The 20,354-nt window shown below is 75.3% G+C and carries 15 protein-coding genes; 6 read left to right on the top strand and 9 right to left on the bottom strand.

All coding sequences use genetic code 11. From position 1 onward, the window contains the following. Positions 1 to 12 precede the first annotated feature (12 nt). Together ACLQ14_RS03460 and ACLQ14_RS03455 are read right to left on the bottom strand one after the other, a co-directional pair. Complete coding sequence (locus ACLQ14_RS03460) at positions 13 to 1,023, bottom strand: metallophosphoesterase (RefSeq protein ID WP_425809900.1); 1,011 nt, start codon at positions 1,021 to 1,023, stop codon at positions 13 to 15. A 3-nt stretch (positions 1,024 to 1,026) separates the two neighbouring features. Further along, entirely contained in the window at positions 1,027 to 3,417 is a 2,391-nt protein-coding gene (locus tag ACLQ14_RS03455; RefSeq protein WP_425809898.1) for a transglycosylase domain-containing protein, read from the bottom strand. A 106-nt stretch (positions 3,418 to 3,523) separates the two neighbouring features. On the opposite strand from ACLQ14_RS03455, the gene ACLQ14_RS03450 reads away from it, so the two are divergent. Next, positions 3,524 to 3,685: a DUF4177 domain-containing protein gene (locus ACLQ14_RS03450; RefSeq protein ID WP_085998081.1), complete on the top strand. Its 162-nt coding sequence runs from the start codon at positions 3,524 to 3,526 to the stop codon at positions 3,683 to 3,685. Between the two features lie 5 nt (positions 3,686 to 3,690). Then, positions 3,691 to 4,161: a RidA family protein gene (locus ACLQ14_RS03445; RefSeq protein WP_425809896.1), complete on the top strand. Its 471-nt coding sequence runs from the start codon at positions 3,691 to 3,693 to the stop codon at positions 4,159 to 4,161. A 325-nt stretch (positions 4,162 to 4,486) separates the two neighbouring features. Here ACLQ14_RS03445 and ACLQ14_RS03440 read toward each other — a convergent pair whose 3' ends face one another. Next, entirely contained in the window at positions 4,487 to 5,164 is a 678-nt protein-coding gene (locus tag ACLQ14_RS03440) for a Crp/Fnr family transcriptional regulator (protein ID WP_425809894.1), read from the bottom strand. 214 nt (positions 5,165 to 5,378) lie between these two features. Between ACLQ14_RS03440 and nth the strand changes: the two genes are divergently transcribed. Continuing rightward, on the top strand, positions 5,379 to 6,059 hold the full coding sequence (nth, locus tag ACLQ14_RS03435; RefSeq protein WP_425809892.1) for an endonuclease III: 681 nt from the start codon (positions 5,379 to 5,381) through the stop codon (positions 6,057 to 6,059). 18 nt (positions 6,060 to 6,077) lie between these two features. Here nth and ACLQ14_RS03430 read toward each other — a convergent pair whose 3' ends face one another. Beyond that, on the bottom strand, positions 6,078 to 6,587 hold the full coding sequence (locus ACLQ14_RS03430) for an SRPBCC family protein (protein ID WP_425809890.1): 510 nt from the start codon (positions 6,585 to 6,587) through the stop codon (positions 6,078 to 6,080). A 154-nt stretch (positions 6,588 to 6,741) separates the two neighbouring features. Between ACLQ14_RS03430 and ACLQ14_RS03425 the strand changes: the two genes are divergently transcribed. Then, positions 6,742 to 7,251 (top strand): heme-degrading domain-containing protein, encoded by a 510-nt coding sequence (locus ACLQ14_RS03425; protein WP_425809888.1) that lies wholly within the window; start codon positions 6,742 to 6,744, stop codon positions 7,249 to 7,251. 27 nt (positions 7,252 to 7,278) lie between these two features. Here ACLQ14_RS03425 and ACLQ14_RS03420 read toward each other — a convergent pair whose 3' ends face one another. Next, positions 7,279 to 7,956, bottom strand: coding sequence for a DUF6318 family protein (locus ACLQ14_RS03420; protein WP_425809886.1), 678 nt, complete (start codon positions 7,954 to 7,956; stop codon positions 7,279 to 7,281). Further along, a complete protein-coding gene (locus ACLQ14_RS03415; RefSeq protein ID WP_425809884.1) occupies positions 7,947 to 8,615 on the bottom strand; it encodes a hypothetical protein in 669 nt (222 codons plus the stop codon). The genes ACLQ14_RS03420 and ACLQ14_RS03415 overlap by 10 nt, the downstream gene beginning before the upstream one ends. A 155-nt stretch (positions 8,616 to 8,770) precedes the next feature. Here ACLQ14_RS03415 and ACLQ14_RS03410 point away from each other — a divergent pair, with 155 nt between their 5' ends. Continuing rightward, positions 8,771 to 9,610: an MBL fold metallo-hydrolase gene (locus ACLQ14_RS03410; protein ID WP_425809882.1), complete on the top strand. Its 840-nt coding sequence runs from the start codon at positions 8,771 to 8,773 to the stop codon at positions 9,608 to 9,610. Between the two features lie 46 nt (positions 9,611 to 9,656). Here ACLQ14_RS03410 and recD read toward each other — a convergent pair whose 3' ends face one another. Genes recD through recC form a run of 3 tightly spaced genes read right to left on the bottom strand, consistent with a single transcriptional unit; the run spans position 9,657 to position 18,597 of the window. Continuing rightward, entirely contained in the window at positions 9,657 to 11,543 is a 1,887-nt protein-coding gene (gene recD / locus ACLQ14_RS03405; RefSeq protein ID WP_425809880.1) for an exodeoxyribonuclease V subunit alpha, read from the bottom strand. Next, positions 11,540 to 15,085, bottom strand: a complete 3,546-nt coding sequence (locus ACLQ14_RS03400; RefSeq protein ID WP_425809878.1) for a UvrD-helicase domain-containing protein — start codon at positions 15,083 to 15,085, stop codon at positions 11,540 to 11,542. The genes recD and ACLQ14_RS03400 overlap by 4 nt, the downstream gene beginning before the upstream one ends. Next, positions 15,082 to 18,597, bottom strand: a complete 3,516-nt coding sequence (gene recC, locus ACLQ14_RS03395) for an exodeoxyribonuclease V subunit gamma (protein ID WP_425809876.1) — start codon at positions 18,595 to 18,597, stop codon at positions 15,082 to 15,084. The genes ACLQ14_RS03400 and recC overlap by 4 nt, the downstream gene beginning before the upstream one ends. Before the next feature lie 183 nt (positions 18,598 to 18,780). Between recC and ACLQ14_RS03390 the strand changes: the two genes are divergently transcribed. Further along, positions 18,781 to 20,352: an amidohydrolase family protein gene (locus ACLQ14_RS03390; RefSeq protein ID WP_425809874.1), complete on the top strand. Its 1,572-nt coding sequence runs from the start codon at positions 18,781 to 18,783 to the stop codon at positions 20,350 to 20,352. Positions 20,353 to 20,354: the final 2 nt, after the last annotated feature.

Genomic DNA, 20,354 nt, shown 5'->3' with positions numbered 1-20,354 from the left:
GCCGGGAGCGCGCTACGACGCGCGGGCGGTGAGGCGGAGCAGGACGGCCTCGGGGCGGCAGGCGAAGCGGACCGGCGTGTACGGGCTCGTGCCGAGCCCGGCGCACACGTTGAGCCACGTCGAGCCGGCGCCCGCCGGGGTGGCCGGGCTGGCGCCCGGCCAGCCGTGCAGGCCACTGGCTCGCTCCCGGTCGACGTCGCAGTTGGTCACGAGCGCCCCGTAGCCCGGGAGGCACAGCTGCCCGCCGTGCGTGTGGCCGGCGAGGATCAGCTCGGCGCCGTCGTCGTACATCTGGTCGAGGACGCGCACGTACGGCGCGTGGGTGACGCCGAGCCGGACGAGCGGCTCGGCGGCGGCCGGGTCGGCCGGCGCGTCCGCGTCGGGGCCCTCGGTCCACGCGTGCGGCGGCACCGAGGCCGGCAGGCGCGGCGGGAAGAGGTCGCGGTCGAGGTGCGGGTCGTCGACGCCGACCAGCTCGATCCGGCGCGCGGCTCCCGCGGGACGGTCGTCGAGGTCGACGACGTCGCGCCGGTTCGTGAGGTCCCTCCAGCCCGCGCCCGTCAGCGCTGCGGCGAGCGCTGCGGCCGGGAGGTTGGGCGGGTTCACGACCGGACCCTTGCGGGCGTCGCGCCTGAGGTAGCGCGCCGGATTCTTCGGCATGGGCGCGTAGTAGTCGTTCGAGCCCATGACGAAGGCTCCGGGCGTGCTCATCAACGGCTCGAGCGCGTGCAGCAGGGGTCGCAGCGCGTCGCGGTGCGCCATGTTGTCGCCCGTGTCGACGACGAAGTCCGGTCGGAGCGACGCCAGGTCGCGCACCCACGCGATCTTGTCCGCCTGGGTGGGGACCAGGTGCAGGTCGGAGAAGTGGAGGATCGTCAGGTCGGGCTGGCCCGGCGGCAGCACCGGGACGGTCCTGTCCCGCAGCGTGTACTGGCGCGCCTCCCACAGCGCGTACCCCACACCTGCCGTCGCCGACGCCGCCACGAACCCCAGCGCGCCGAGCGCGCGTCGTCCAGCGGTCACCGGCTACTTGCCCCCGCCGTGCTTGTCGCCGCCGCCCTTGCCGCCCTTGTCGCTCGAACCGCCGCTGCTGGTGTCCTTCGAGCTGCTGTCCTTGGAGCTGCTGTCCTTGGAGCTGGTGTCCTTGGAGTCGCTCTTGCCGCTCGACTTCGTGCTGGAGCCGGTGTCCGTCTTGACCGGAGCCTTGGGTTTGCCGACCAGGCTCGAGTCGGGGGACGGGAAGGACTCGTTCGGCTCACCGGCGAGGGCCTCGTCCATGTAGGCCTTCCAGGTGGGCGCAGAGATCGTGCCGCCGTACATCCAGCGCTGCTCGGTCGGGGCGTACTTGGAGCCCGCGACCGTGACGTTGTGGAGGTCGACCTCCTTCTCGGCGTTCGTGACCACGACTGCGGTCGAGAGCTGGGGCGTGTAGCCGACGAACCAGACGGCCTTCGAGCGCTGCGCGGTACCGGTCTTGCCGACGGCGGTCCGGCCGTCAGCAAGCTGGTTGCCCTTGGCGGAGCCCTGGGTGAGGACGTTGCTCAGTGCGTACGTGATCGTCGACGCGATCTTCGGGTCGAGAGCACCCGAGTCGCAGTGGGCGCTGGGGACCTGGAGCTTCTTGCCCTTGGCGTTGGTGATCGAGGTGATCGCGATCGGCTCGCAGTACGTCCCGTTCGAGGCCAGCGTCGCGTACGCCGCAGCCTGCTGGAGGGGCGAGGTGTTCTGGGTTCCGAGGGCCATGGAGGGTCCGGTCACCCGCACCTTCGAGTCGCCGGTCGCCGAACCCCGGAAGCCCATCGACTCGGCGGTCTTCCCGATGCCGCACATGTCGAGTCGTGTCTCCATGTCGCCGTAGGCCGCGTTGACCGAGTCGTAGGTCGCGCGCAGGACGTTCATCGAGCCCGTCTCGCTGCCGTCGGAGTTACCGACGGTCCACGGGCTCCAGCCGCGGATGCACGAGGCGTGGAACGCCGTCCTGGGGAACGTCCGCGGGGTCCCGTTGACGTTCTCGTAGAGCGAGTGGCCCTCCTTGAGCCATTCCGCCAGCACGAACACCTTGAAGCTCGACCCGGGCGAGAAGCCCTGGGACCCGCCATGGTCCTGGTCGGCCGCGAAGTTCACGGAGGAGCCGTTCTTGATGGGCTTGGCCGACCCGTCGAACGGTCGGTTCTGCGCCAGCGCGATGACCTTGCCCGTTCCGGGTTCGACCGAGGCGAGGGCGCTCTCGAGCTGAAGCTTGATGACGCTGCCGCTCTTGGTCGTGGTGGTGGACTTCTTCCCGACCGGGACCGCGTTGCGGACCTTCTTGGTCGCGATCTTCTGGTCCTTGAGGTCGATCGTCGTGACGACCTTGTAGCCACCCTTCTTCAGGGTGTCGAGACGCGCGCTGGAGGTCTTGCCCCACGAGCTGAACGCGCCGTCGTCGTTGTTGGAGATGACGCGCGTGACGTAGTCGCAGAACAGCGCGGCCGCGGTCGCGGGCTGGCAGCCGTTCGTGATCGAGGTCGTGTCGATCTTCAGCGACTTCTTCAGCGGGGTCTTCACTGCCTGGTCGTACTGCTTCTTGGTGATGTACGACTGCTGGTACATGTCGTTGAGGACCTGGTTGCGACGGCGCTGCGAGTCGCCCGGGTTGACGGTCGGGTCGTAGTCGCCGGGACGCTGGGTGATGCCGGCGATCGTGGCCGCCTGGACCGGGGTGAGCTTGGCCGCCGTCGTCGAGAAGTAGTACTCCGCCGCCGCCTCGACGCCGTACACCTTGAGGCCGAACTGGGCGATGTTGAGGTAGCCCTCGAGGATCTGGTCCTTGGTCATGTTCTTCTCGAGGGAGATCGCGAGCTTCGCCTCACGCAGCTTGCGCTCCTCGGTCTTGCCCCGCGCAGCCTCCAGCGCTGCGGCCTTCTTGGCCGGGTCGGTCTCGGCGAGCGCGTTCTGGATCAGCACGTTCTTGACGTACTGCTGCGTCAGCGTCGACGCGCCCTGGGTGTCCGACGACGTCGCGTTGTTGACGAGCGCGCGCAGGGTGCCCTGGACGTCGATGCCGCCGTGCTCGTAGAACCGCTTGTCCTCGATCGCGACCATCGCGTGCTGCATGTACGGCGAGATCTCCTTGAGGGAGACGTCCGTGCGGTTCTGGTCGTAGAACCGCGCCAGGACGGTCTTGCCGTCGCTCGCGTAGAAGGTCGACGTCTGGGGGAGGGGCTTCTGCTCGAGCTCCGTCGGCAGGTCGTTGAACACCTCGATGGTGGTGTCGGTGACGGCCTTCGCGCCCGCGACGGCGGGGATGAACAGCCCGGCCGCCAGCACGCCGCCGACGGTCGCGACGAGGACGAACGCGAGCAGCAGCGCGATGAGCTGGAAGGCGTTGACCTTGTGGCCGCGGGGGCGAGGAGGCGGAGCCGCAGGAGAAGCCATGATGCCTAGGCTACGTGAGGCACCTGGGCGTCTCCGGGCGGCGATCGCGGCGGGGTTGTGCGGGTTTCGTGAGAAGCAAGGCGTCTGCGCGGCTACGCTCGGTCGCATGGCGAAGACCTGGGAGTACGCGACGATCCCCCTCATCATCCACAACACCAAGGCTGTGCTCGACCAGTGGGGCGCGGACGGCTGGGAGCTCGTGCAGGTGGTGACCGGCCCCGACGGCAACGGGCTCGTGGCCTACCTCAAGCGCCCGACGGGGGAGTGACCGGCGTGGCGTCCGTCGAGGCCCGCCTCGCGGAGCTCGGCATCACCCTGCCCGACGTCGCCGCCCCCGTGGCCGCGTACGTCCCCGCGGTCCGCAGCGGCAACCACGTGTACGTGTCGGGCCAGCTCCCGTTCGTGGACGGCGCGCTCCCGGTCACGGGCAAGGTCGGCGACGGTCCCGGCCTGGTTCCCCCGGCCGACGCCGCCGGGTTGGCGCGCGTGTGCGTCCTGAACGCCTTGGCGGCGGTCCGGTCGGTCGCGGGCACCCTCGACGGCGTCCGCATCGTCAAGCTCACCGGCTTCGTGGCGTCGGACCCGTCGTTCACCGGCCAGCCGGGCGTCATCAACGGCGCGAGCCTGGCCCTCGGCGAGTGGCTCGACGACGCGGGCGTCCACGCCCGCAGCGCGGTCGGCGTCACGGTCCTCCCGCTCGACTCCCCGGTCGAGGTCGAGCTGATCGCGGAGCTCCCGGCCTGACCTGACCCGCTCCGCCGAGATATCCGGGCCGCCCGGCTACTTCGCGGAACGGCCGGGACTGCGGGGCGGTGTGCCGGCGTCATGACCGGCCACCTGAACCCGAGCACCCCAGCGAGAGACGGCGGTCGCCCACCCCGGGCGACCGCCGTCGTCGTGCATGCAGAGCCACATAGGGCGACCCAACCGCCGAGCGGAATGAGCGGGGAGAGGGCGTCGGATCGTGGTGGGTCTGGCGGGAGCGAGCGAGGAACGAGTGAGCGGATGGAAGATCCGACGCCCTCTCCCCGCTCATTCCGCGGACCCGACCACGGACCGCCGGAGTACCTCAGCGCGCGCGACGCTCCAGGCGGTCCACGTCGAGCAGGACGACCGCACGGCCCTCGCGCCTCACCCATTGCCGCTGCGTGAAGTCCGCCAGCGCCTTGTTGACGGTCTCGCGGGACGCGCCGACGAGCTGCGCGAGCTCTTCCTGGGTGAGGTCGTGGGCGACGCGGACGCCGTCGGGGGTGGCTTCGCCGAACTTGCTCGCGAGGTCGAGGAGCGCCTTGGCGACGCGGCCGGGGACGTCGGAGAAGACGAGGTCGGCGAGCGAGTCGTTGGTGCGACGCAGGCGCTGTGCGAGCGCGCGCAGCAGGTGGCTGGAGACGCCGGGGTGCTCGGTGAGCCAGGCGACGAGCTGCTTGTTGTGGAGCTCGTAGAGGAGGGCGTCGGAGACGGCGGACGCGGTGGCGGTGCGGGGTCCGGGGTCGAACAGCGACAGCTCGCCGAACATCTCGCCGGGGCCCAGGACGGACAGGAGATTCTCGCGTCCGTCGGGGGCTCGGCGGCCGAGCTTGACCTTGCCTCGCGCGATCACGTACAGCCGGTCGCCGGACTCGCCCTCGTGGAAGAGGATCTCGCCTCGCCCGAGGGTGACCTTCTGCATCGACTCGAAGAGCTTGCGGGTCTCCTCGGGTTCCATGGTTGCGAAGAGGGGGGCCTTGAGAACAACCTCGTCGTCCACGCCGTTTGGTCCTTCGTCGTCGTCGCCGGCGATCGGGGGTGTGCCGGCTGGGAGCGGCCGCTGTCCGGCGCGACGCCGTCGCGGTCCCCTACAGTCTGCCGCATCCTGCGAGGTCATGCGGGCAGGTGGCGTCCGGGCGGTTCTCCGGGGCCCTCCCGGCGGGTGCGGCGCGAGGCCGCGGGCGGTGGTGGGTGGCCGGCTCTAGGGTGGCGGCATGGCAGCTTCCACGAAGGTCCCGGCCAAGCCGCCGACGACGCATCTCGGGCTGGTGCGCCGCGCGCGGCGGGTGGACCGCGAGCTCGCGGAGACGTACCCGGACGCCCGGTGCGAGCTTGACTTCACGAGCCCGTTGGAGCTGCTGGTCGCGACCGTGCTGTCGGCGCAGACGACGGACGTGCGGGTCAACCAGGTGACGCCGACGCTGTTCCGCCGGTTCCCCGACGCCGCGGCGTACGCGGGCGCGGACCGGGACGAGCTGGAGACCATCCTCAAGCCGCTGGGCTTCTTCCGGGCGAAGTCGGCGTCGCTGATGGGGCTGGGGCAGGCGCTCGTGGAGCGGTTCGACGGCGAGGTGCCGGGCCGGCTGGAGGACCTCGTGACCCTGCCGGGCGTGGGCCGCAAGACCGCGAACGTGGTGCTCGGGAACGCGTTCGGGGTGCCGGGCATCACGGTGGACACGCACGTCAAGCGGGTGTCGCGGAGGCTCGGGTGGACCGAGGAGACCGACCCCGTGAAGATCGAGACGGCGCTGGGCGACCTGATCGAGCGGTCGGAGTGGACGATGATGTCGCACCGGCTGATCTTCCACGGCCGCCGCTGCTGCTTCGCCCGGAAGCCGAACTGCTCGGGGTGCCCGGTCGCGGGGCTGTGCCCGTCGGCCGGTACGGCGGGCTGACGCTCGGGCCGGAGGCGCTCAGGCGTCGGGCTGCCCGGCGGGCTCGCGCGTCAGCAGCAGGTCGGAGAGCCGGACGGTCGATGCCGTGAGCGTGCGCCGCAGGGTCGGCGCGACCAGGGGCCGGAGGATCGTCTCGAGGCCGCGCGGGCGAGAGACGGTGCGCAGGACGACGCGGCACCGTTCGGGGCCGAGCGGGACGACGGTCCTCGTGCCCTCCGCGTCCGTCCCGCTGACCGTGCGCCACGCGAAGCTGCGGCCGGGGTCGACGTCGAAGATGCGTGCCACGTTGACCCGGCGCGTCCCGAGGATGCGATAGCGCTCCACGGTCCGGGTGTCGTTGGTGACGGTGCCGTGGTCGGCGGCGGTGTGGTCGGCGGCGCGCGGGGTCGGGACCGGCTGCTCCTGGGTCATGGTCTCGACGCCGACCCGCCAGGCGGCGTCGTAGCGATAGTTCGCGACGACGCGCCACGCGTGCTCCGCCGGCACGTCGACGTCGACGGACACCTCGATCTCGATCGGCCTCACCATGGCTCCGTCCTGTCGGTCCGTCGTCGGCGGGCGCCGACCCTGCAAGGGAGCGACGACGCCGCCGATGCGTACACGGCGGGCCGGCGGACCGGGTCCCGGCGCGCGGCGTCCCGGCGCGCCGCGCGAGGGTGTCCGGCGGTGGCACGATGCGGTCATGGCCACCGATGCGCACGCCACCCCGATGCCCGACGTCGACCTCTCCGCGACGATCGCCGCCCTCCAGGAGCAGGAGCGCGAGCTCGTCTTCCGGACGTTCACGAACGACGACGCCTGGCGGCTCGGCTGCCTGCTCGTCGAGCGGGCGCGGGCCGGCGGGCTGGCCGTCGTCGTGGACGTCCGGCGCGGCGAGCAGCAGCTCTTCCACGCGGCGCTCGACGGCACGAGCCCGCACAACGACTCGTGGGTCGAGCGGAAGGCGCGGGTCGTCGCGCGGTTCGGCGTCTCGACGTACCTGGCGAGCCTGCGCGAGGTCGCGCGGGGACGGACCTTCACGCAGGCGCACGAGCTGCCGTTCCTCGAGTACGCGGCCGCGGGCGGCGCGTTCCCCGTCCGGGTCGAGGGAGTGGGAGTCGTCGGGTCGGTCGCGGTGTCCGGGCTCACGCAGCACGAGGACCACGAGCTCGTGGTGGCCGTCATCCGGGAGTTCCTGGGCCTGGCCGGCTGACCGCCCTCGGTCGTTCAACAGCCCTGGTCACGCGAGGCTCGCCCGCAGCACCTGCCACCCGGCGCTCCCGTGCCGGACGGTCACGTCGATGAGGTCGGGCGTCGCGTCGGGGTCGTGGTTGCCGCCGTACACGTCGACGCCGCCGTCCGCCGAGGCCGCGAGCGCATGCCGCACGCACGCGGCCTGCCGTTGCACGACGGTCACGACGAACGTGTCGGGCGCGTCCGTCGGCGTGGTCCGGAGCCCCCGGACGTCGGTGGCACACCCGTCGTACCGGACCTCGCCGGCGGCCACGAGCCGCATGGACGCCGTCTTGTCCCGGCACCAGCTGCTCCGCGCCGAGCACAGCGCGGCGAAGTCTCGCCAGTCGCCGCTATGGAGCCCGTACGGCTCGAGCTCGAGCACGTAGACGGCGGCCGCGGCGGCGCCGCGCTCGTCCGACCGCTCCAGGTCCGGCGGCCGTTCGGGCCGCGCCGGGGCGTCTGTGGCGTCGGCCGCCGTCGCGGCGGGGCGGGGGAGCGCGGCCGACGGCGTCGACCGGTCGCCGCCCGCCGCCCCGCCTCCCTCGGGTCCGGCGTGCACGGCGAGGACCGCCACCGCAGCGAGGCCCCCGACGAGCAGCGCGCCGGCCGCCCCGGCCAGGCGGCGCGGCCGGTGCGCGACCCACGCCGCGAGCGTCCGGCTCGCCCGGGTCGTCAGTCCCACCACAGCCGCCACCACCGCTCGTCGTCCGTGCGGTAGGCCGGGAGGATCTCGTCGGGCCGGCGTGCGCCGTCGTCGTCGAGCCCGAGCTCGTCGACCACGTAGGACCAGAGGCGCTCGCAGTCGCAGCCGTCGTCGTGGCGGCGCGACAGGTGCACGTCGTCGTCGAACCGCACGTAGAAGCCCTCCGCCGTCAGGCGCTCGTCGCACCGGCCCGGCCCGACGGCGTACCCGTGGACCTCCAGCCGGTCCGGGTGGAGGGCGGTCGCCTCGAGGATCGCGCGGAGTGTCGGGGCGTCGTTCTGCCGGTCGTCGAGGTCGGCCGGCGCCAGGGCGTCGAGGAGGTCGGCCGCGGCGTCGCCGTCCAGGCGGGCGAACGGGACGATGTCCGTGGGTCCGGGCGGGTCGAGCAGCATGCCCCGGACGAAGGGCTCGAGCGACTCCGGCAGCGTCGTCCCGAGCAGCCGGCCGTGCTCGTGGCCCGGGGTTCCGCCGCCGGGGCGGGCGCAGTCCTCGGGGTCGTACGCGTCGAGGTGCGCCTGCCAGGTGGCGCGCAGCCGCACGCGGGGTGGGGGCGTCGTCGTGCGCGTGGTCGGGCGGCCCGAGGCGTCGTCGGGCGGCCGGGTGCGGGGTGCGAGTCGGGGTGTCGTGGTCGGTGTCATGCGGGGAGTCTGGCCGCAGCGGGGCGGCGCGTGCGCCGGGCCATCCGTGGCTTGTGCACGGCCGCCGCAGCGGGCTCGCGGTGGGTGGCCCTCGCGCGTTGCGCCGGCTCGCGTCGACGCGGGTACGGGCTCGACGCCGGTGCTACGGTCGCGCGGTGCCCAGGGAGCTCGTCGAGGTGGCGCCGGGGGTGCTCGTCGCCACGAGCCGGACGATGTCGACCACGTCCACGGTCGTCGCGCGTGGCGGCGACGCGCTTCTCGTCGACCCGGCGTGGCATCCCGACGAGCTCGCGGGGCTCGCGGACGCGATCGACGCGCGGGGGCTGCGGGTCGTCGCCGGCCTCGCGACGCACGCCCACCACGACCATCTGCTCTGGCACCCGCGCCTCGGGAACGTGCCGCGGTGGGCGTCCCCGCCGTCCGCTGCACTCGCCCGCGAGCAGCGGGCGGAGCTGCGCGAAGCGGTCCTCGCGGGCGAGGGCTCCGAGGACGTCCGCGACCCGTGGACGCCCGAGCTGCTCGACCTCGTCGGCCGCGTCGACCCCTTCCCCGCTGTGGGCATCCGTTCTGCCGGTTCGGGAGGGGCCGAGACAGCAGAACGGATGCCCACAGCGGGCGTGCCCGGGGCGCCCGAGCTCGTGGTGCACGACGCCCACGCGCCCGGGCACGCTGCCGTCTGGCTTCCCGAGAGTCGCGTGCTGCTCGCCGGCGACATGCTGAGCGACCTCGAGCTCCCGCTGCCCTTCGCCCCCGACGACCTGTCCGCCTACCTCGAGGGGCTCGACCGGCTCGCGCCGTACGTCGCGCGGGCGCGCGTCGTCGTCCCGGGGCACGGGCGGCCGACGTCGGACGGTCTGGCGCGGCTCGACGCCGACCGGCGCTACCTCGACGCGCTGCTGGCCGGGCGGGACCCCGGCGACCCGCGACGTGCGAACCCCGGCATGGCCGACGTGCACGCTCGTCTTCTGGAGCTGGTCGGCGGCCGCGGGGAGTGATCGCGGAGCCGCGTCGATCGTGCGGTGGGTGGCGGGCGGGGCCGTCTCAGCGGGCGAAGCGGAGCCCGCTGGCGCGGCGCACCGGCCGCGACACGGCGGCGCGGACCGCGTCGGCCGTCCCGACGACGCGCACCAGGTCCTGCGCGCGCGTCACGGCCGTGTACAGGAGCTCCCGGGTCAGCAACGGCGAGTCCGCAGGCGGAAGCACGACCGTCACGCGCTCGAACTGGCTGCCCTGCGCCCGGTGGACCGTCATCGCGTGCACCGGCTCGACGGCGGGGAGCCGGTGCGGCCGGACGAGGCGGGGGTTGCCCGGCTCCCCGAACGCCACGACGACGCCACCCGCGCCGTCGTCGACCACCACGCCCGTGTCGCCGTTGGACAGCCCGGTGGTGCGGTCGTTCGTCGTGACGAGCACCGGGCGGCCGACGGGCCACGGTCCGGTCTCGCGCAGTCCGGTCGCCTCGGCGACCCAGCCCTGGGCGAGCGCCGCCCAGCGGACGACGCCCGCCGGGCCGCGCCGGTGCGCGACGAGCAGGCGGTGCGTGCCGAGCGCGTTGAGCGCGCCTTCCGCGTCGCCCGCGCGGGCCGCGGCGGTGACGGCGGCCCCGGCGGCGGCGACGTCGTCCCGCACCTGCGGCACCTCGGTCTCGCGGACCACGCCGTCCGTGAGCTCGACGAGCTGGACGTGCTGGCCGCCCGCCCGCAGGAGCGCGAGCGACTCGTCGGGGTCGCCGGCGTTGATCGCGTCGGCGAGCGCGCCGAGCTCCTCACCGAACCGGTGCCGCACGACCAGCTCGACGACCGCGCCCGGATGGCGGCCCGGCGTCGCCAGGTCGAGGTCGGTGCCCGGATCGTCGGGCGAGCGGACGCCGACGGGCGATGCGAGCCGGTCCACGAGGTCGCCGAGGACGGCGCCCACCTCGACGGACGCGAGCTGGTGCCGGTCGCCGACCAGCACGAGCCGCGCGTCCGGGCGCAGCGCCTCGAGCACGCGGGCCAGCAGCGGCAGCGACACCATCGATGCCTCGTCCATGACGACGACGTCGTGCGGGAGCCGGTTCGCGCGGTCGTGCCGGAAGCGGGTCCGGGAGTCGGGCAGGGTCCCGAGCAGGCGGTGGATGGTCGTCGCGTGGACCGTCCCGGCGTCCAGCCGGGCGAGCTCGGTGTCGACGGCCTCCTGGAGCCGTGCGGCCGCCTTGCCGGTCGGCGCGCAGAACGCGACGCGCAGCGGCTGGGAGTCCGTGTCGAGCGCGTCGCGCAGCGTCGCGACGAGGCGCGCGACCGTCGTCGTCTTCCCCGTGCCCGGGCCCCCGGTCAGCACCGTGAGCCGGGAACGGGCCGCGGTCGCGGCGGCGAGCCGCTGCCGGTCGTCGGACCCGCCCGGGAAGTACCGGGCGAGGGCCGCGTCGAGCGCGGCGCCGTCCACCGGGAGCGGGGACGCGAGCCGCTCCTCGACGGCGGCCCGCACCACCTGCTCGTCACGCCAGTACCGGTCGAGGTACAGGCGGTGGTCGACGAGCCGGACGGGCCGGTCCGGCGGGCCGTCGACCCCGTCCGCCACGAGCGGGCTGCGCCGCAGTGCGGTCTCCCAGGCGTCGCGGTCGGGCCACGGGAGCTCGGCGACGGGCGTGCGGGCCTCGCCGACGCCCTCGGAGGAGAGCGTGTCGGGCGCGGCGTCGTCGACGTCCTCCGCGACGAGGCTCCGCACGTCGCGCAGGTCCACGCACGCAGACCCGGACCGCAGCGCCCGCACGGCGAGCGCGGCCGCGAGCTGCACGGTCTCGTCGGTCTCGCCGGTCAGCGCGCCCAGGCGCTCCGCCGTGCGCACGTCCGCCGACGTCAGCACCCCGGCCCGCGCGAACGCGCCCAGGAGCGGTCCGGCGCGCCACGGCGCGCGCGGGTCCCCGTCCACGACCTCGAGCACGCTCATGACCGCCCTCCGTCCAGCAGCGCCGACAGCGCCACGACCAGCGGCGTGGGCGGCCGCCACGACAGCACCCCGCACGGCGAACCGTCGACGACCGGCGTCTCCGGGCCGCACATCCCGCGCACGAACAGGTACACCCCGCCGCCGAGGTTCCGGTCCGGTTCGTAGCCGGGGAGCCGCCAGCGCAGGTACCGGTGCAGCGCGACCGTGTAGAGGAGGAGCTGCAGCGGGTAGTGGGAGTCGATCATCCCGGCGACGAGCGCGTCGGGGCGGAAGTGCCACGCGGTGAGCGGTTCGTCGGGTGGCGCGAGCCGGTTCGTCTTGTAGTCGACGACGACGTAGCGACAGTCCGCCGGGTGCGTCGCCCCCGACCCGGACCGGGCGCGGGCGAGGGTGGCGCCCGTCGCGGCGGCGACACCACCCGCGCCGTCGGCCGGGACGCGCAGGACGGCATCGATGCTGCCCGTGAGGTACCCGCGGGCCTCCTCGGTGCCGAGCTCGTCGAGCCGCTCCGCGTAGGGCGCGAACACGTCGTCGGGGGCGAGGTGCTCGCGCAGGAGGTCGGCGACGTCGCGCAGCCTCGGCGCACGCCCGCCGCCCGCGCGGGGGACGTCCCCGCCGGCGAGGGGCAGCTCGAAGTCGAGCTCCGCGAGCCGGTCGCGCGGCGCCAGGTCCGCGAGCGAGCGGCCGCCGAGCAGCGGCCCGCACGGCGTGTGCAGCACGGGCAGCAGGGCCTCCGCCAGCCGGGTCGGCTGCACCCCGATCCCCGGGGCGAGCCCGGTGTCCTCGCAGCGGGCGCGGACCTCGGCCAGCAGGTCGTCCGCGGCCGTGTCGGTGCGCTCGAGGACCGCGTGGACGAGCGTCCCGAACGCCGTCCCGCCGGGGAGGTCGGCGAGCGGCGAGGGCACGGCGCGCAGGGCGGCGTCCTCCGACTCGTCCGAGTGTCCCGCGGCGCCCTCGACGGGCGCGGTCGGCTCGTCGGGCTCGTCGGTGATGCCCGGGTTCTCCGGCTCGTCCGCGACGCCGACCGACGCGCGCGCCCCGGACTCCGCCGACGATGCCGGCCCGGCGTCGTGCGCGGCGGCCGTGAGGCCGGAGTACGACGTGCGCCGCCAGGCGGTGTCGACGGACCGGCGCAGGCGCGCGACCTCCAGCGCCGGCCGGTCGCCCGGCGGGGGCGTCCAGCGCGCCGCCGGCGGGCGCTCGGACACGCTCTCGTGCGCGATCGTGCCGCCGCTGGTGGCGGCGAGGGCGTCGAACGCCCGCTGCGCGTCGGCGTCGGAGGGCACCGGGGCGGTCGCGTTCGGGCTGCCGTCGACGTCGCGCTCGCCGAGCACGAGCCGGCCGAGCGCTCCCGCGGCGGAGTTGAGGCCCGTCGGCGCCCACCAGACGACGACCTGGCTCGCGGCCCGGGTCAGCGCCACGTAGGCCAGGCGCAGGTCCTCGCCCGCCTCCTCGGTCCGGTGGCGGGCGACGGCGTCGTCGTAGCCGGGGCTGCCGCGGCCGCCCACGTGCAGGCGACGCGTGCCGTCGGGGTCGTGGAAGTGCAGCAGCTCGGGGTCGCGCGGGAGGAACCGGTCCCACGCGAAGGGCACCAGGACCACCGGGTACTCCAGGCCTTTCGCCGCGTGGACGGTCACCACCTGGACGGCGGCCGCGTCCGTCTCGAGGCGGCGGCTGCGCTCCTCCGCATAGTCCGACGCGGCGTCCTTGATCCGGGCGCGGAGCCACTCGACGAGCGCGGTCGCGCCGAGCCCGGCGTCGCGCACGGTCGCGTGCAGGACCTCCGCGACGTGCCGGACGTCCGTGAGCGCACGCTCCCCGTCGGTGCGGCGCAGGAGCCGCTCGTGCAGACCGTGCGCGGTCGTCGCCTCGACGAGCGCGGCGACGCCCTGCTCGTCGAGGACGTGCGACCACGCGCGCAGCAGGTCGGCGAGGTCCTCGCGGGTGGCGTCGTCCGCCTCCGCGAGCTGCGCTGCGTCCCACCCGACGAACGGCGTGAGGGCCGCGGCGGCCACCCGGCCCGGGTCGCCGGTGCTCGCGAGCGCGCTGAGGAGCACGAGCCAGTCCCGCGCGGCGGGCGAGCCGAACACGCTGGACAGACCCGAGATCACGGCGGGCACGCCCGCGTCGGTGAGGGCCTCGCGGACGGCCAGGGCCTGGGTGTTCGTGCGGACCAGGACGGCCAGGTCGCCGGGGAGGGCGGCCCGCGTCGCGACGTCGTCCGCCCCGTCCCGGAGCCGGGTCCCGTCGAGCGTGCGGACCACCTGGGCGGCGACGTCCGCGACGACGACCTCGCGCACCGGCCCGACGCCGGGCGCCTTGCCGCTCCCGCTCGCCCCCATCGCCGCCCGGGCCACGCGCCGCACGAGCACGGGCGGGCCGCCCACGAGCCGGCGCTCCCGGCGCGCGGCCTCGACAGGATGGACCACGATGCGCGGGTCGCCCAGGGCCGCGCCGCCGAACAGGTGCGCGAGCCCCTCGAGCACGGGCGCGTCCGTCCGCCAGTTGCGGCCGAGCGTCGACGCGGTCGCGTCGGCCCGCGCCGCGAGGTAGGTGTGCACGTCGGCACCGCGGAACGCGTAGATCGCCTGCTTCGGGTCTCCGACGAGGACGAGCGCGCTCGCCTCGTCCGGGCGCTCGTGGAACGCGGCCCGCAGGATCTCCCACTGCACGGGGTCGGTGTCCTGGAACTCGTCGACGAGCACGACCCGGTAGCGCTCGCGGACGCGCTCGACGGCGGCGGGCCCGGACACGCGGTCCGTCAGCGCGTCCCGCAGCAGCACCAGCAGGTCGTCGTAGTCGACGAGGTGCGCAAGGCGCTTGCGGCGGTCCAGCTCCGACCGCGCGGCCCGCGCGATGCCGTACCGGTCGGCCGCAGCGCTCCCCGGCGCGGCGTCGTCGGGGGCGAGCACCGCCGCGTGGTCGGAGATCGCGCTGCGCACGACCTCGCGCGCGTTCTTCACCGTGAGCGTCGCCCGGTCGACGCCGGCGTACTTGCGCAGGTACAGGTCGTCCACGACCTCGGTCTCGAGGTCGGCGACGTCCGGGAGGAGCGGGGTCCCCGGCTCGACAACACCGCCCGACGTCGAGGTCCCGAGAGCCGCGAGCATCTGCTGGCAGAACCCGTGCGTCGTGGTGATGGTGGCGGCGTCGACCTGGGTCAGCGCGACCGCGAGCCGCGCCTGCCTGCGCCCCAGCTCGGCGTCGTCGACGTCGGCGAGGAGCCGCACGACCGGGTCGTCGCTCGCCCGCGCGTCCGGCTCGCGCAGCGCGCGCTCGGTCGCCACGAGGCGCTCGCGCACGCGGTCGCGCAGCTCGCTCGTCGCCATCCGCCCGAACGTCACGACGAGCAGCTGCGGGAGCTCGGCGAGCCCCTCCGCGACGTACCGGGTCGCGAGCGCCGCGATCGTGTACGTCTTGCCGGTCCCGGCGCTCGCCTCGAGCACCGTCGTACCGCGGGGGAGCGGTCCGCAGACGTCGAAGACGGTCAGGGCGTCCTGGTTCCCGAGCCCCGTCGGCCCGCCGGTCGTGGTCGCGCTCATGACGCTCCCTCCGTGCGTTCGTGGGCGAGCAGCGGGTCCCAGACGAAGCGCGCGAGCACACCGAACCGGGTCGCCTCGTCGGGCACTAGGCCGTGCTCGGCGTCGGACGGGAGCCCTGCGATCGCGGTGAGCCGCCAGTCGTCGCCCCAGGCGAGGACCTCGTACGCGTCGGGTTCACGGAACCGTCGGTCGCCGACCATGCGGTCGTCGAGGTCGCGCAGGATCGCGCCCGTGTCCTCGCCGTCGGCGCGACGGCTCGCGTACCGCTCCGCCTGGTCGACGGGGAGGGGCAGCGGCTCGCGCAGGGCGAGGTCGCGGACGGCCACCAGGCGGCCGAGGAGCTCGCGGGCCTCGTCGCGTGACGGCGCGACGAGCCGCCTCGCGGTCGCGGTGGGCCGCTTGCCCTGTCCCCGGCCGATCGTCACCGCCGACGACACCGGCGCACCGCTCGCGACGAGGGCGAGGAGCTGGACCCACGCCCGCAGCCGGTGCTTGGGAGCGAGGCGCGAGTAGAGCGCCCGGACGACCGTGCCGCCCCCTCCGTCGGCGTCACGTACGCCCGCCACGGTCCCGACGAGCGTCCGCCCGTCGGGGAGCGGCGCCGTGACGTCGAGCGTCGCGGCGGGTGCGCGCACGAAGCGCACGGCCTCGGCGGCCACGGCGGCCACGTTGTCGGAGACCCCCTGGAGCACGGCCGAGCCGAGCCGCCCGGGCGGCATCTTCCCGCGGAGCCGCTCGGCGCTCGCGGCGAGCGCGGGGTCCGCGCCGTCGAGCACGGCCGACAGGATCCGGTCGCCGGCCGCCCAGCCGTCCAGGCCGCCCAGCTCGAGCGGGAGCCGGTCCTCCAGGTCGGTCTCCTCGCGCGGGAGCCAGACGCCGAGCCGGTCCCGGACGAACGCCTTGACCGGGTGCTCGAGCGTGGGCACGAGGCCACCGCGACCCTCGAGGCCGAGCGTGGCGTCGTCGTCGGGCAGGGGTGGCAGCGGGGCCTCGAGCAGCGGCGGGCGGTCGGCGCGCGGCGCGCGGCCGACGAGGGCCGCCCGCCGCTCGACGTCGTCGAAGCTGAACGGGCCCGGGCGACCGAGCCGTCCGGGCTCGAAGTTCCGCTCGTCGACGGTCTGGAGCGGGTGGTGCACGACGAGTGCCCCGCGCGCGTCCGCGGACGTGCCGTCGGCGCCGGCCGGGAAGGTCACGCACTCGTCCACGGCGTCCAGCAGCTCGCCGACCGGCACCGCGGGCGGCAGCGGGCGGCCCGTCCGCTCGTCGGCGCCCGAGTGGACGACGACGAGGTGGTCGGTGGCCGCCAGGACCGCGTCGAGGAAGAGCTGGCGGTCCTCGGAGCGGCGGTCGCGCTCGCCCACGAGCGGGTCGCGCGCGAGCACGTCGTCGCCGCTCGGGGTTCCGACGCGCGGGAACGCCGTGTCGTCCATGCCGAGGAGGCAGACGACGCGGTGCGGGACCGCGCGCATCGGCTCGAGCGAGCAGACGGTGAGCGCGCCGGTACGGAAGCCGGCGCGCGTCGGACGTCCCGCGAGCCGCCGTTCGAGGAGCGCGACGACGTCGGGCAGGCGCAGCGCCTGCTCGGGCGACGCCCCGGCGCTCGCGCGCGCGTCGGCGAGGACCGCGCGGGCCTCGACCCGCTGCCACTGGTCGGCGGGCGGCGTGTCGGTGAGCAGGACGAGCGCGCGGTCGAGCGCGTCGAACCACGCCGGCGCGGGCCGGACGCCCTCGAGCTCCGCCAGCAGGCCGGTGACCCGGTCGACGAACTCCGCGAACCTCCCCGCCAGGTCCACGTCGGTGCTGCCGACGTCGTCGAGCGGGAGGGTCGCGTCGAGGTGGCGGTAGTCCTCGTCGGACATGGCGACGCCGAGCAGCAGCCGGTCCATCGCCGCCGACCACGTGCCCTGCCCGACCCGCACCCCGAACCGTCCCCGACGGTTCGCGTCCTCGCCCCAGCGCACCCCGGTCTCGAGGGTCCACGCGCGCAGGCGTTCGAGGTCGGCGTCGTCGAGGCGGAACCGCTGCCGGACCGCGTCGAGGCCGGCGAGGTCCACGACCGCGGACGCCGTCACGCGCGACCCGGCGAGCGTCAGCAGGTCCGCGACGACGCGGAGCACCGGGTTGGTGCGTGCCGGGGACCGGTCGCCGATCCGGACGCGCAGGCTGCGGCCCGGGTGGGACCCGCCCAGGTCGTCCGCGGACGACGTCGTCGAGGCCGCACCGAACGTCGCGGTCACCAGCGGCGCGAACGCCTCGACGTCCGGGCACAGCACGACGACGTCGCGTGGCTGGAGCGTCGGGTCGTCCGCCAGCAGCCCGACGACGACCTCGCGCAGGACCTCGACCTGCCGCGAGCGGCCGTGGCACGCATGCACCTGCACCGTCCGGTCCGCCCCCGCGGCCGCGGGCCTGGCGTCCGCGGCGGGGCGCGCGTCGGCGCGCAGCGCGGCCTGGAGGGCCCCGAGCACCGTCGCGGGCGGCGGGGCAGCGGGATGGTGCGTGACCTGGATGTCGCGGGACGCGAGCCGCAGGCTCAGCTCGGTGGCGTCCCGCGCGAGCGATCCCAGCAGGGGGTGCGTCGCGGGCGTCCGGACCGCCGCGCGCCGCGGTGCCGTGCGCGTCCGCGCCGACCCGAGCGCGCCGGTCGCCCGCCCCCACAGGGTCGGTGAGGGATACGGAAGCCAGAGGTGGACCTCGCGGTGCGCCGCGAGGGCGTCGAGCACGTCGAGCTGGGCCTCGGCCAGGCGCGTCGGCCCGAACACCGAGAGCCTGGCCGGGAGCTCCACGGCGTCGGGGTCGTCCCGGAGGACCTCGAGCGCCGTCGCGAGGCGCTCGGCCGGGCTCGGGACCGCCGCGGCCTCCCGGACCGCGCGCCACAGCTGCGGCTGCCAGGCCAGGTCGGCGGGGAGCGCGGCCCCGGCGCCGTCGTCGTCCGCCCCTTCCGCCCAGGCCGCCACGAGCGAGGGGCGCTGCGCCCCGTACGCGGCGAACAGCGCCGCGACCCGCTGCGCGAGGCGCATGCGCCGCCCGGCCCGGACGCCGTCCGCCGCGGACTGGCCGGGTGGGTCGGTGAGGAAGCGCGCGAGCGGGGCCGCCCACGCCTGCCCCTCCTCGATGGCGGCGTCGATCGCGCGGAGCACGTGCCAGGCGAGTCGCTCGCGGTCCCACGGGTCGGCGTCGGGGTCGACCCCGCCCGCCGCGGCGACGACGCGATGCAGCACGAGAGCCGGCGAGTCGAAGACGACGTTGGCGCACACCCCGGCCTCCCCGCCGGTGCCTGGCGCGCCGAGCGCACCCAGCCGGTGCGACAGCCGCTGCGCGACCCAGCGCTCGACCCCGCGCGTCGGGACCGCGACCACCTCGGCCGCGAAGGGGTCGGCCGGCGGGTCCGCGGCCAGCACGGCGGCGAGCTCGTCGACCAGGACGTCCGCCCGCTCCGAGGTGTGGACCCGCAGCCCGCCCCTGCGCACGAGCACGGCGGAGGGTGCCGGGTCGCTGGTCGCCGTCGTCATGTCCCGGACCGTAGCAGCGCCCGCCGACGCGCGGGCGGCACCACCCCCGATCGGTGGACGGACGCCCGCGTCACGCGTCTGGGGGTGGCCGTCGACCGCTCGCGCGCGGTAGGTCCCGGGCTTTTCATCCGCGACGCAGGTCCGCATCCGGCTGCCTGGGACTCCTTCCCGTCAAGGAGTGCTGTGCCGAGGGAGGCGCACATGTCGGGCTGGGCGATCCACGGACGCATCGTGACGATGGCCGACTCCGGTCCCGCCGCGTTCACGGGACGGGTCTGGGTGCGCGACGACGGCACGATCGCCGCCGTCACCCACGGGACCGCGAGAGGGCCGGCGGAGCTCCGCGGCGCGCCGGTCGTCGACGTCGGGCACTCGCTCGTCCTGCCCGGCCTCGTGGACCTGCACAACCACCTGGCCTACAACACGCTCCCGCTCTGGACCGAGCCGACCCGCACGACGCCGTGGGCGCACCACGACGCGTGGCCGCGCGCGGCGTCGTACGCGGCGTCGACGACGTGGCCCGCGTACGCGTTCATCACCGCCTGCCCGGCCGAGCTGCTCGCGTACGTCGAGGTCAAGGCGCTCGTCGGCGGCACGACGTCGATCCAGGGCTCACCGCCCAGCAACCGGCCCCGCGACGGCTGGCTCGTGCGCAACGTCGACGACGAGTCCTTCGGCACCGGCAACCGCAACCTCGTGCTCGCGTCGGTGCTGACGGCGACGCCCGCCGTCCTCGCCGACCGCGCCAACAAGATGCGCGCCGGCTCCGCGTTCGTCTACCACTGCGGCGAGGGGCAGCGGGGGAGCATCGTGGCGCGCGAGTACGACGACGCAGAGTCCGCCGGCTGCCTGCAGCCCCGGTTCGTCGCGGTGCACGCGACCTCGGTCCCGGGCGGCCGGTTCGCCGACTGGACCGACGCCGGCGCGGTCGCGTGGAGCCCCTTCTCGAACCTGTGGCTGTACGGCCAGACCACCGACGTCCCCGCCGCGCGCGCCGCCGGGCTCAGCGTCTGCCTCGGGGCCGACTGGGCGCCGTCGGGCAGCAAGAACGTGCTCGGGGAGCTCAAGGCCGCGCGGCTCGTGAGCGACCACCTCGGCTGGGGTCTCGCCGACGAGGATCTCGCGCGCATGGTGACGTCCGCACCCGGCGACGTACTCTTCCGCGCCTGGGGTCGGCAGGTCGGCCGGCTCGAGCCGGGGGCGCTCGCGGACCTGCTCGTCCTTGACGCGACGGCCCGCGCGAACCCGTACGGGGCGCTCGTGCGGGCGACCGAGGACGACGTCCGGCTCGTGACCGTCGCGGGGCGCCCGGTCTACGGGGAGCCGGCGGTCCTGAGGGGCGCGCTCGCCGCCGCCGGCCCCGCGGCGTCGCCCGAGCCGACCGCTGTCCGCGTCGGATCCCGCGACATGGGGCTGGTCCTGACCGACCCGACCGACGGCGCGACCCCCTGGACCTGGGAGCACGTCACCGCCCGGCTCGAGGCGGTGCGCGCCGACCCGAAGCACGAGATCCAGGCGGCGCAGGAGCGCGCGTCGGCGTTCGGTGACGCCGACCCGGGGGCCGGCCCGGGCTTCGAGCTCGCCCTGGACATGCCGACCGGCGTGGGCCCGGTCGGCGGGCTCCCGCACGACCTCGGCCAGGTCGTCGTGCCGCCCGTGCAGTCCCTCGTGCACGACGCCGACTGGCTGGCCTCGGTGCACGGCCGCGGGTTCCACGGCGGCCTGCTCGACGGGCTCGCGGCGTACTACCGGTAGGA

This window comes from Luteimicrobium sp. DT211 (genome assembly GCF_049844995.1).
Classification (GTDB): domain Bacteria; phylum Actinomycetota; class Actinomycetes; order Actinomycetales; family Cellulomonadaceae; genus Luteimicrobium.
The sequence above is the reverse complement of the archived record's forward strand: the minus strand, read 5'-3'. Positions and strand labels throughout refer to the sequence as shown.